The organism is Pseudoalteromonas sp. BZK2 (genome assembly GCF_014349195.1).
In the GTDB taxonomy this organism is placed as follows: domain Bacteria; phylum Pseudomonadota; class Gammaproteobacteria; order Enterobacterales; family Alteromonadaceae; genus Pseudoalteromonas; species Pseudoalteromonas simplex.
The window spans coordinates 24,104-36,400 of sequence record NZ_JACSOG010000040.1; the positions used below are offsets into that span (position 1 = coordinate 24,104).

General features: G+C 40.0%; 9 protein-coding genes. 4 read left to right on the forward strand and 5 right to left on the reverse strand.

The features are described from left to right. Positions 1-10 precede the first annotated feature (10 nt). Positions 11-967 carry a tetratricopeptide repeat protein gene (locus tag BIZ38_RS18670; protein ID WP_138618729.1) on the reverse strand — a complete coding sequence of 319 codons (957 nt, stop codon included), beginning with the start codon at positions 965-967 and terminating at the stop codon, positions 11-13. Positions 968-1,154: 187 nt separating this feature from the next. On the opposite strand from BIZ38_RS18670, the gene dbpA reads away from it, so the two are divergent. After that, a complete protein-coding gene (gene dbpA / locus BIZ38_RS18675; RefSeq protein ID WP_138618727.1) occupies positions 1,155-2,543 on the forward strand; it encodes an ATP-dependent RNA helicase DbpA in 1,389 nt (462 codons plus the stop codon). A gap of 9 nt (positions 2,544-2,552) precedes the next feature. Here dbpA and BIZ38_RS18680 read toward each other — a convergent pair whose 3' ends face one another. Continuing rightward, entirely contained in the window at positions 2,553-3,134 is a 582-nt protein-coding gene (locus BIZ38_RS18680) for a DNA-J related domain-containing protein (protein ID WP_138618725.1), read from the reverse strand. Between the two features lie 219 nt (positions 3,135-3,353). Between BIZ38_RS18680 and BIZ38_RS18685 the strand changes: the two genes are divergently transcribed. After that, on the forward strand, positions 3,354-6,113 hold the full coding sequence (locus BIZ38_RS18685; RefSeq protein WP_249364110.1) for a tetratricopeptide repeat protein: 2,760 nt from the start codon (positions 3,354-3,356) through the stop codon (positions 6,111-6,113). On the opposite strand, the gene BIZ38_RS18690 is transcribed toward BIZ38_RS18685, so the two are convergent. The 3 genes from BIZ38_RS18690 to trxA all read right to left on the reverse strand — a co-directional run bounded on the left by BIZ38_RS18690 (position 6,086) and on the right by trxA (position 9,266). Continuing rightward, positions 6,086-7,336 carry a methyl-accepting chemotaxis protein gene (locus BIZ38_RS18690; protein WP_187490997.1) on the reverse strand — a complete coding sequence of 417 codons (1,251 nt, stop codon included), beginning with the start codon at positions 7,334-7,336 and terminating at the stop codon, positions 6,086-6,088. The genes BIZ38_RS18685 and BIZ38_RS18690 overlap by 28 nt on opposite strands. A 162-nt stretch (positions 7,337-7,498) precedes the next feature. Next, positions 7,499-8,758, reverse strand: a complete 1,260-nt coding sequence (gene rho / locus BIZ38_RS18695) for a transcription termination factor Rho (RefSeq protein WP_054554678.1) — start codon at positions 8,756-8,758, stop codon at positions 7,499-7,501. Between the two features lie 181 nt (positions 8,759-8,939). Beyond that, complete coding sequence (gene trxA, locus BIZ38_RS18700) at positions 8,940-9,266, reverse strand: thioredoxin TrxA (RefSeq protein WP_054554679.1); 327 nt, start codon at positions 9,264-9,266, stop codon at positions 8,940-8,942. A gap of 90 nt (positions 9,267-9,356) precedes the next feature. Between trxA and rhlB the strand changes: the two genes are divergently transcribed. After that, complete coding sequence (gene rhlB, locus BIZ38_RS18705) at positions 9,357-10,631, forward strand: ATP-dependent RNA helicase RhlB (protein WP_054554680.1); 1,275 nt, start codon at positions 9,357-9,359, stop codon at positions 10,629-10,631. Positions 10,632-10,679: 48 nt separating this feature from the next. Then, a complete protein-coding gene (gppA, locus tag BIZ38_RS18710; protein ID WP_054554681.1) occupies positions 10,680-12,173 on the forward strand; it encodes a guanosine-5'-triphosphate,3'-diphosphate diphosphatase in 1,494 nt (497 codons plus the stop codon). Positions 12,174-12,297 lie beyond the last annotated feature (124 nt).

Sequence of the window (12,297 nt, forward strand, 5' to 3'; positions counted from 1 at the left end):
GGGTAACAGATTATTGAGTATTCAACTTACTACAATCGTAACTCAAGCATAGCTCTGCGAGCTCAACCTTTGCTTTAGGATTCCCTTGTAAGGTGGCTTTGTTGAGCCAGTAAGCTGCTTTTTCGTTATTCACATTTGTCCCTTGGCCATCACGATACATCTGACCCAAGTTTAATTGCCCCCATGAATAACCATCTTCCGCAGACAGGGTAAAACTTTTCAACGCTTCTTCGTATAAGCCATCTTTGAAGTAAGTGATCCCTTCCTGATTATGTTTATCGAGCTTAACGCCCGTATATAAAGGCTTAGGTCTAGGCGGGTGCATAACAAAACCACCAAATAAACTATAAAGCTCAGGTCGCATAATCTTATATATGCTGCCTTCATCATAAAGCTGCTGTATTTGTGATTTACTGAAAGTCAGGGTTTTACTAGAAAAGTAATCATCTTGAACTAGCATGCTGGTTCGCATCGCAATCTCGATGTCTTTATTGTACTTGTAAGTGTAGTTAGCAACTCTAAAAGTCATGCTCTTGTCATCCAATTCAACGAGCTGAGCTACTTTTAGGTTATTAATACGTTTTGGTTTGCCAGTAAACTTATCTGAATAGACAAAATAGGTATCAAACAACTTTGGCTCGTTTAGGTAAGTTTGCTCGTTCTCAGTTTGTTCATTCGCCCCGATTAATGCTTTTGCTAATAGGTAAACGATGATGAATAGGCCAATAAAGTACTTTATAAACGACGCTAACTCTAAGGCGGGCAATGAATACCAAGGTGCAGGAGTAACATAGCCACAGTCATCACATTGTCTTTGATAATTAATAGAAAGTGGCATGATGGGCAAAATAGTAAAGCGCAAAACTTTACTGTGATTGCTTAAAGAATAATGTTCACTATGGCAATGTGGACACGTTTTTTGTTTTTTATAAAAAACATCAGCGGGTGCGGTATTAAATAGAAGCATCGTTTATTCCTGAATATTGCTATCAATAAACTAGAACAAATGCAGAGAGTTAGAAAGCACCAAACTGTAAGCAAATATGAATTAAATATGCTGAACAATGTTTTCGTTTAGAGAAACAGCACATTCTCTGCTATGATCCACAGCATCTTCGAGGATGTCCCTCAATTATCAAGTTTGGAATATTACTGTGACCGCTACTGCTTTTTCATCTTTGACTTTGCCGCAAGAGTTAACCGATAACTTATCAACTTTAGGTTATACGCAAATGACGCCTGTGCAAGCGCAAAGCTTGCCAGTGATCTTGCAAGGCAAAGATATTATTGCCCAAGCTAAAACCGGGTCGGGTAAAACGGCTGCATTTAGTCTAGGTGTGCTGGCTAAGTTAAATGTGAAACGCTTTCGTATTCAGTCTCTCATTTTATGTCCAACCCGAGAATTAGCAGAGCAGGTAGCGGAAGAAGTTCGTAAGCTAGCCCGTGGTATTCATAACATTAAAGTTTTAACCTTATGTGGCGGTGTGTCTATTGGTCCACAAATTGGCTCATTAGAGCATGGTGCGCATATCATTGTTGGCACGCCAGGTCGTGTTGATGACCATATTCGCAAAGGCACATTGCGCTTAAATGATGTTGAAACCTTGGTGTTAGATGAAGCTGATCAAATGCTAGATATGGGTTTCCAAGATACCCTTGATGCTATTGTTGAGAGTATTCCAAATCAACGCCAAACATTATTGTTTAGTGCGACTTATCCAAAATCAATTGCTGCGATAGCTGAGCGAGTGCTTAGCAACCCTGAAATGATTAAGGTAGAAGAAGAGCAAACAAAAAGCACAATCAAGCAATACTTTTATAAGCTAGATAACAACAAACAGCGCTTTAATACATTGAAGCTGTTGTTATTAAAGTTCCAACCAGAAAGCTGTGTGGTTTTTTGTAACACCAAGGTTGAAACTCAACAGATTTGTGATGACCTTTATGCTGAAGGGTTTAGTGCGGTTGCCTTACACGGTGATTTAGATCAACGTGAACGTGAGCGCACTTTAATTCGCTTTGCTAATAAAAGTGCCTGTATTCTGGTTGCAACGGATGTTGCTGCGCGTGGCTTAGATATCAACGATATGGACATGGTAGTGAACTACCACCTCGCGCATGACCCTCAAACCCATGTACACCGTGTTGGTCGTACTGGTCGAGCAGGTAAAAAGGGTATTGCATGTTCTATTTATGGTGAAGCAGAGCAATTTAAAGTGGCACAAATTGGCGACCACTATGAGCGCGACTTTGACCCTGAACCAATTCCGCCATTTAGCTTGCTCGAAAAGCCTGCTTATAAGCCAACCATGGCTACCATTATGATTGATGCCGGCAAGAAGCAAAAAATTCGTGCCGGTGATATTTTAGGTGCATTAACTGGTAAAGAGGGAATTGCCGGTCATCAGGTAGGTAAAATTAACGTACTTGATAATGTGGCCTTTATTGCTGTTGAGCGAGCAGCTGCAAAACCTGCATTACGCAAATTGACCGAAGGTAATATTAAAAAGCGCAAGATCCGTGCGCGACGTTTGAGTCGGTAATCTGGTTAATTATGAGCAGCTAGCTTTAAGCTGCTCATATTCGAGTTGTATTTTCTTAAACTCAATTGCACAGCCTTGGCGGTCTGGGTGGTGTTTTAGCGCCAGTTGTCGCCAACGCTTTTGTAACTGTTTTTCCGAAAAATCAGTAGGTAGCTGCCACGCTTGTTGTAATTGTAATAGCTGCTGCTGAGGTAATGAGTGAATCCCCTTCTTTGTGCTAAATGAAGAAAAGCGCTGCCAAAAATCAGTTAACAACGCATCAATTTCATCGCTTGTTGTATCAAAGTTTTGCCAATCTAAATAATAACCCCGTAGCGGGTCATGACTTTCTAATGCGTTACTTGTTTGCTTACTAATAAGTTCAATATGTAAAGAGGCAATCTCTAGCTGTTGCTCTGGCGCAAGTTGTGCTTGCAGTTGATACAAGCCATTCATAACTAAAAAGTTGCGTTTAAACAGATCTTTTTGTGGGTCTGCGTCTAATGATTCTATTTTTCCAGATTCACTAAGTGCGCTGGCAAGCGTATGAACCTTCCAAACAGGCTGTTCCAAAAGGAGGTAAAAAATCTCATCAATCAGTGGGTTAACCATTGTTCGCAGGCCTGACTTTGGTGTAATCTAAATGTATGTACGCTATCACAGCTAAACAATTGAAACTACAAAGTTGCTCTGAGATAAATATTTAGCATTATAAAATTAGCATAAAAAGCCAAGTATAAGATTAGGGATATTAAATATATGCTCGCACCTACACGTTTAAGCATACTTTGTTCAGCGTTTTTTTGCTGTTTTTTCGTTATGCCCTTCAATTTGGCTGCAAATTCATTATTTGAGCAATTCACACAACAAGAACAATGGGAAGATAAGCATCAACTAGGGTTACAGTTAATTTCACAAGGTTCACTGAGTAATGAGCAAACTCTTGAAGTTTATATGCAATTAGCCGATTTAGCATTAGAGAAAGATTTATTTTCTAAAGCAATTGAAAATTACCAAAAAGTTGAGTTATCTACATCATTTGATACCAATCCGGAGCGTTTCTTTCGTGCAATAAAAATGCAAGGAGTGACCTACTATTATCAAGGTTTGATGCAACAGGCGCTAATAGCGTACTTAAAAGCGATACCTTTTGCTGAAAAAATGCCTGACCCACTAGCTAAAGCCAATTTAATGAGCAACATTGGTCTCGCTTATTTTGATATGTTTAATTTGAATCAAGCTTTAAATTACTACAAACAGGCCAAAGATATTTATGAGCAACATGGTAGTGAGCAAGATAAAGCTGATATTTTGCATAACATTGCCGGAATATATATTCGACTTTCAAGTTACGAAGTTGCTCTTGAAATGTACAGAGAAACATTAAATATATTCCAAAGTTTAGGTGATATGGATGGTGTCGCTCAATCCTATGGAAATATGGGGGTAGCTTATTCTGAGCTTGGACAGTATCAACTCTCTTTGCATTATTATCAGCGTGCTTTGCGCTATTATCAAGAAACAAATAACGCCTATTTCTTGTCTTCTCGCCATGGCAACATTGCTAATGTTTATTTGCGCACGGGTGATTTAGAGCTTGCCTTAAGCCATGCCGAAAAAGCGATTGAGTTTGCAAAAAAAATTGACAACAAAGCCTTAGAGTTGGCCGGCGTGTTGTCACAAGCAAAAATTGAATTGTTACAGAATAAATTAACAAAAGCTGAATCCACTTTAACTACTTCAGTACAGATGGCAAAGGAGTACAAAGACGATTTACGTGTTCAAGATGGTATGGGAATGATGGCTTTAATTAAAGCAGGTCAAGGTGATTTTGCTACAGCCGTTGCGAATTTTGATAAGTTTGTTCGTTCATTTAACTCTGTTCAAAATGCCAAATTATTAAAGTCGATGGGAGAGTTACAAAGCCAGATACAAGCAACTCAGCTCAATCAAGAAATAATCGAACTAAAGCAACGTCAACAAGTACAAGATCTCGAAATGTCCAAACAACGACAGTTGGGCATTATGCTATTCATCTTATTCGTTATGCTGGTGGTAACAGGTATTACTGTATACCGTCGTAGTATTGAAAAAGGCGCTAAAGAGCAGCTTTCTTTAATGGTGGCAAAACGAACAAAAGAACTTGAAGAAACAGCAGAAAAATTGCGCAGAGCTAACGAAATAAAGAGTCAATTTTTAGCAAATATTAGTCATGAAATTCGTACGCCGCTAACTGCAATTTTAGGGCAAACAGATAATTTAATTAATGGTTATTATAAACCAGAGCACTTAAATGATGAACTTGCTGTTATCCAAAAACAAAGTGATCATTTAAAAGAGCTAATAAATGACGTGCTAGATATCAGTAAAATTGAAGCTAACAAGCTAGAGCTTAGCCTAAAAGAGGGGGATTTAGTTCGGTTGCTTACTGATGTCCATTCTATGCTTAGTGGTCAGGCTAAAGATAAAGGGTTGAACTTTGCATTTCATAATGAACTTGGTGAGCAATATTATAGCTTGCTCGACTTTACCCGCATTAAACAAATCCTTATTAACCTGTGTGCAAATGCAATTAAGTTTACAAACCAAGGCGAAGTTGAGTTAAAGGTTTCGCGTGTTGAGCAAGGTGTGTGGTTTTATGTCACCGACACTGGTATTGGCATGAATGCCGAGCAACTGAAGCAAATATTTGACTGCTTTAGCCAAGGTGACAATAGTATTAGTCGCCGTTTCGGTGGTACTGGACTTGGATTAAGTTTATCGCAACAGCTTGCAATGATGATGGGTGGTTATATAAGTGTTGAAAGTGAGCTGAACCAAGGTAGCGTGTTCTCATTTTACTTACCTTGTAAAGAGTATATACCAAGCTCTGACATCATTGAGCCTGCAAAACTCGAACAACATGCTGCCAATGGCTTATCTGGCAAAGTGCTGCTAGCTGAAGATCATCCAGATAACCGCCGTTTAATTTCTCGCTATTTAGAATCTATGGGACTTGAGGTGATTGCTGTAGAAAATGGTGAGCAAGCCGTTGAGCAGTGTTTAAAGGAGTTTCCCGATGTCGTGTTGCTTGATATTCAGATGCCAGTGCTTGATGGTTTAAGTGCGCTTAAACTATTACATGAATGTGGGTTTACACAGCCTGTATATGCGTTAACGGCTAATGCTATTAGTCACGAAATCGACGGTTATCTTCAAGCGGGATTTACAGGTTATCTTGCTAAGCCAATTGATAAAAAGGTGTTTTACACGCAACTTGCTAAGCATTGTAAGAAGGACGCCGTTACAATTAAGTCTCAGCATGATATGAGCGACTTAGTCGCTAGTTTTATTGCAAGTTTCGAGCACGAAAGCGCCTTAATACAACAACACTTTGCTGCTGATAAATACTTCGATTTGCAGCAGGATGCGCACCGCATTGGTGGTGCTGCAAAAATGTTTGCGTTAGATGAGGTGGCAGTGAGTGCAATGGCGCTTGAGTCTGCACTAAAACAGCAAAAATTATCAGGCTTAACTAGCCTAGTTGCTCAGTTGCTTGAGCAGCTACATTGTGCTGCTGTAAGTCAAAATAACTCAATCTCTCCATCTTGATGATTTTTAGAAGAGTCGCTAGTTTGGATACGATCGCGATTTATACGCTGATTAGTATCGATATCTGGGTGAGCAATATGAAACAAAGACAGTTTGTCATCTATAGCGTGAGCTAAGCTAACTAAATCCTTACTGGACACAGCTTGAATTTGCGAACTTGAAAGTGCGTCTGAGTTTAATTCTACCATTGCATCAATACTAGCCTGGGCTTCGTCAGACATAGTACTTTGTATTGCGACTTGCTCATGAACGCCCTCTGAGTAGTTGCTGATAGCTAACATAGCCTGCTCTATTTTATTTGTTTCTTTTGTCGTTGCATCAGATAACTGTACTGTATTTTCAGCTTCCTTGAGAGCTGTTTGCATCAGTTGATTTGCAAGTTTGGTGCTGTGTTGAATTTTAGCTACCATTTCACGCACTTCTTGGGTCGATTTACTCGTTCGTGCAGCTAAGTTTCTTACTTCATCTGCGACAACTGCAAAGCCTCGACCTTGCTCACCAGCGCGGGCTGCTTCAATTGCCGCGTTTAATGCCAAGAGGTTGGTTTGATCTGCGATGCCATTTATTACATCAATAATTGAGCCTATGGCATCACTGTCTTGTTTAAGTAATAAAATTTGTTCGCTTGTGAGATTTATATTATCAGCAAGTTTAATAAGGCTTGCTTGGCTTTTATCTGAATCAGAACGAGTTTGTTGAACTGATTCTGTCGCAGCCAAAACCGATTGAAAGATTTCTTTCAAGCTATGATCAAGCTTTCTTGACACTTCAATCGTTCGATTTATTGTATTGGCTAAATCAATTCCATGTGCATTTTGTATTGTGGCTTTCTGAGTCATTGAGGCATAGGTGTCTCGCAGAGCATCTGCCATAGGAAGAAGCCGCGCAGATGAAGCTGAAACTTCACTAAGTAAATGCTCGACCATGGTTAGACTTGCATTTAATGCGTGACAGACCTCAGGTAATTGGCTGTCACTTTCATTAAACCGAAAAGTGAAGTCGATGCCATCTTTCGTTGTTATACAAGATACAAAATATTCAAGGTAGTCCTTTTGTTTGTCATTATCTTTATGTAGATAAATGATTAATAGCGACCAAGGAATGACTGAAACTAAGCCAAAAATGACTATTTCTTTCATAGATGAGTTGAAAATGATAAAGCTGGTAATACTGCCAATTAAGCTAACTACAAATAGAATAATTGCAATTTTTAAATGCGACATAGAGGATCCTTACCTTTATATCTAATCATTTATAGAACAATTATTCTTCAAATACCAATAAACTTATTCTGTAAAAGTATAACTTTTAAAGTGTTATGTCCTTAGTTTTACGCAAAAAAAATGCCTGTATTAAACAGGCATTTTTTAAAAACTTAGTAATCGTTACTGTCGTTTCATTGAGTCAAAGAATTCATCATTGGTTTTGCTCATCGAAAGCTTATCAATTAAGAATTCCATTGCGTCAATTTCTGACATCTCATGAACGATCTTACGTAAGATCCACATCTTCTGTAGTTCATCAGGTTTAGTAAGTAACTCTTCGCGACGCGTACCAGAGCGGTTAAAGTCAATCGCTGGGAATACACGCTTTTCGGCAATCTTACGATTTAAGTGTAATTCCATGTTACCTGTACCTTTGAACTCCTCGTAGATAACTTCGTCCATCTTCGAACCAGTATCGATAAGAGCCGTTGCGATAATTGTTAAGCTACCGCCTTCTTCTACGTTACGAGCTGCACCAAAGAAACGCTTTGGTTTGTGTAATGCGTTTGCATCAACACCACCGGTTAATACCTTACCAGATGAAGGGATCACCGTATTGTAGGCACGAGCAAGACGTGTGATTGAATCAAGTAAGATAACCACGTCTTTTTTATGCTCAACAAGGCGTTTTGCTTTTTCAATTACCATCTCGGCAACTTGAACGTGACGACTCGCCGGTTCATCGAACGTTGAGGCAACTACTTCACCTTTTACAAGGCGCTGCATCTCTGTAACTTCCTCTGGACGTTCGTCGATAAGAAGAACCATCAGTTCACAATCAGGCTGGTTGTAGCTGATCGATTGCGCAATGTTTTGCAGTAGCATGGTTTTACCCGCTTTCGGCGGAGCAACGATAAGCGCACGTTGACCTTTACCAATTGGTGATGCTAAATCAAGTACACGTGCTGTGATGTCTTCAGTGCTACCGTTACCACGCTCCATACGTAAACGTTCGTTTGCGTGTAGTGGGGTAAGGTTTTCAAATAGGATTTTTGTGCGAGAGTTTTCAGGTTTGTCGAAGTTTACTTCATTTACTTTTAATAGTGCGAAGTAACGTTCGCCGTCTTTAGGTGGACGAATAAGGCCTGAAATTGAGTCACCAGTACGCATGCTGAATCGACGGATTTGACTCGGTGATACATAAATATCATCTGGGCCGGCTAAGTAAGATGCTTCTGATGATCTTAAGAAACCAAAACCATCTTGTAAGATCTCTAGTACACCGCCGCCATAGATGTTTTCACCGCTTTTAGCGTGCGCTTTAAGGATGGCGAAAATGATGTCTTGTTTTCTTAAACGGGCTACGTTTTCGAGCCCCATGGACTCAGCTAAGTTTACAAGCTCTTTTATAGACTTGTCTTTTAATTCGCGTAAATGCATATTGGTGGGTTCTTTATTACAATTGTCATACTCAAAATCATCGTTTGATACATGAGTGAGGTTTGTTGGTATAACTAAGGATTAGTTGGCTTTATAAACTAGCAGGTCACTAGCAAGGCGTCCAGTCTTTAAACAAAATAAAGCTAAAAAAAGGGCAAAAAGCCCTTTTTTTATATTTTCATTAGATGTTGTTTTCTAAAAACTCTACTAATTGAGTCTTAGAAAGAGCACCAACTTTAGTTGCTGCAACTTGGCCATCTTTGAAAAGAAGTAATGTAGGGATACCACGGATACCGAACTTTGGTGGTGTGCCTGCATTCTGGTCGATGTTAAGTTTACCAACGGTAACTCGGCCATCAAACTCGCCAGCTACTTCGTCAAGAATAGGGGCGATCATTTTACAAGGTCCGCACCATTCAGCCCAAAAATCAACAAGTACAGGTTTGTCTGATTGTAGTACGTCAGCTTCAAAGCTATCGTCAGTTAATTGAATAATTTTCTCGCTCATTGCGATCTCCGATTAGTTAGGCGAAATATTTAATGCGTATTTAAACACTCTTGTTTCTTATTGCAAGTTTAAACGTTATGCTTAAACGCTATGACTAAGACACATTTGACCGATAAAAAGTTTTCAGACTTTGCTATCGCACCGGAAGTGGTTGCCGGTTTAACCGAAAATGGGTTTGAATATTGCACACCCATTCAAGCAAAATGCCTACCTTTTATTTGTGAAGGCCGCGATATTGCGGGCCAAGCGCAAACAGGTACGGGCAAAACGTTGGCGTTTTTAACCGCCACGTGCCATCGGTTATTACAATCTAGCAAAGCATCTAGTAAACATCCAAGAGCCCTGATCATGGCCCCAACAAGGGAGCTGGCGATTCAGATACACAAAGATGCAAAAATTTTAGCGCCACACTGTAATCTTAACTTAGGATTAGTATATGGTGGCGAAGATTACGAAAAACAACGTGCACAACTAGAAAAAGGCGTTGATATTTTAATTGGGACTACTGGACGCCTTATCGATTTATACAAGCAGGGCTGTTATACCCTCAATGAAATCGAGGTTGTAGTGCTTGATGAAGCAGATCGTATGTTCGATTTAGGCTTTATAAAAGATATTCGTTATATGTTTAGACGTATGCCAGAAACGTCTGAGCGATTAAACCTATTATTCTCTGCAACCTTGTCATATCGTGTGCAGGAATTAGCGTTTGAACATATGACTAATCCAGAGCATGTACAAGTTGAACCTGATGTAAAAACAGGTAAACGTATTCAAGAAGAGCTATTCCATCCATCGCAAGATGACAAAATTAAGTTACTGTTAACTTTAATTGAAGAAGAATGGCCAGATAAAGCGATTGTGTTTGCAAATACGAAACACAGTTGTGAGAATGTTTATGCATGGATGAAAGCCGATGGTCACCGAGTTGGATTATTAACCGGTGATGTAAACCAGAAAAAGCGTCAATCAATTTTGGCTCAATTTACCAAAGGCGATTTAGACTTTTTAGTAGCAACAGACGTTGCAGCTCGTGGTTTGCACATCCCAGAAGTAAGTCATGTATTTAATTTTGATTTGCCAGATGATTGTGAAGACTATGTACACCGTATTGGTCGTACCGGACGTGCAGGTGCATCAGGACACGCTATTAGCTTTGCCTGTGAACAGTACGCCTATAATCTCCACGAAATTGAGCAATACATAGAACACAGCATTCCATTATCACATTATGATAAAAGTGCATTGCTTGATGATTTAACTAAGCCTACTATTCAGAAAAAGCGGAACTATTCTACAGGCCCACGTAATCGTAATAACAACGGACGTCGACCAAATAATAGTTACCAGAAATCGCGGTCGTGATAAACGGCCGTTATTGAAGACTTAGTAGTAACTAGAGGTTTTTGAACGGTGGGGCAACTTCAACCGCAAAAAAATGTGTATGCAGTAATCGACTTAGGATCAAATAGCTTTCATATGCTGATCGCTAAATCGATTGCTGGCGGTCTGCAAACGATCGGTCGAGTAAAACGTAAAGTAAGGCTTGCTGCAGGGCTTGATGAAAACAACGTCCTTAGCACTGAAGCCATGCAACGAGGTTGGGAATGCCTAGCCTTGTTTGCTGAACGTCTACAAGACATACCAAAGAAAAACATCACAATTGTTGCGACCGCAACATTACGTCTTGCTACTAATGCTGATGTATTCAAGCATAAAGCTGAACAGATCCTTGGTCATAAAATCAATGTTATCAGCGGTGAACTAGAAGCTAAGACAATCTATAAAGGCGTGGCGCACACCTCTGCTTGTAGCGGTAAACAACTGGTTATCGATATTGGCGGAGCCAGTACCGAAGTTGTTATCGGTCAGGGTTTTGATGCACTGCATTATAAAAGTCTACACATGGGCTGTGTTACCTTCCTAGAACGCTACTTCAAAGATCAAAAGCTCAGTAACGAAAACTTTGCTGCTGCAATTAAAGCTGCAAGTGAAGTGGTTGCAGAAATTGTCGATGAATACCAAGCAACCGGATGGCAAATTGCGAGCGGTGCGTCAGGCACAGTGCAAGCGATCCAAGAAATCATGGTTGCACAAAACCAAGATGAGCTTTTAACGCTTGATAAACTTCTCGCTATTAAAGAGCAATCAGTGCAATTTGAAACGATTGCTGATCTTGAGCTTGCTGGCTTGAGTGAAGAGCGCCGCCTAGTGTTTGTTTCTGGCCTCGCTATATTAATCGCCTTGTTTCAATCGCTAGATATAAAACAAATGGGTCTTGCGCGCGGTGCATTGCGTGAAGGTGTTTTATATAGCATGGTGCCAGAGCTTCATAACCACGACATCCGCAAACGTACAGTTGATGGTTTAATGAATCGCTATCATGTAGATCAAAAACAGGCTTGTCGTGTTGCGCAACTTGCGGAGCAGTTGGCTAAAAGCGTGATGGGGCAATGGCAATCGATCGATGAAAATGCAATTGCATTGCTAAGGACAGTAGCAAAATTGCACGAGATAGGCTTACTCATAGAGTATAAGCTTTATCATAAGCACACGGCTTACATTATAGAAAACACAGATATGCCAGGATTCTCGCAATCTGAGCATAAACTGATTACTGCTGTTGCTAGTGAGCATCGCGCTGATCTTGTTAAAAACAGTTTTGCTCACTTGGGCTGTCATCAAGTACTCGCAGAATGCTTAACAAGAGTTGTGCGGATCGCTGTGATCTTATCAATGCGTCGCCAAGATGATGTACTACCAGCGATTGATCTCAGTGTTAATGAAAACACCCTTACACTGACATTTGATGGTGATTGGTTAAAATATCACCCATTAATGGCCAGTGAGCTGCAACTAGAGTCCAAGCTACAAGCAAAAGTAGGTTGGAAGCTCATAGTAAAATAACGTTAAAAGGCCCTTCGGGGCCTTTTTTAGTGCTATTTTTACCCGTTTCGTTCGTATTTTGCGCGAACAGTCATTTTTTTCATAAAAACTTCAAAAAACAGTTGATCTCAATTCGGATCTCCCT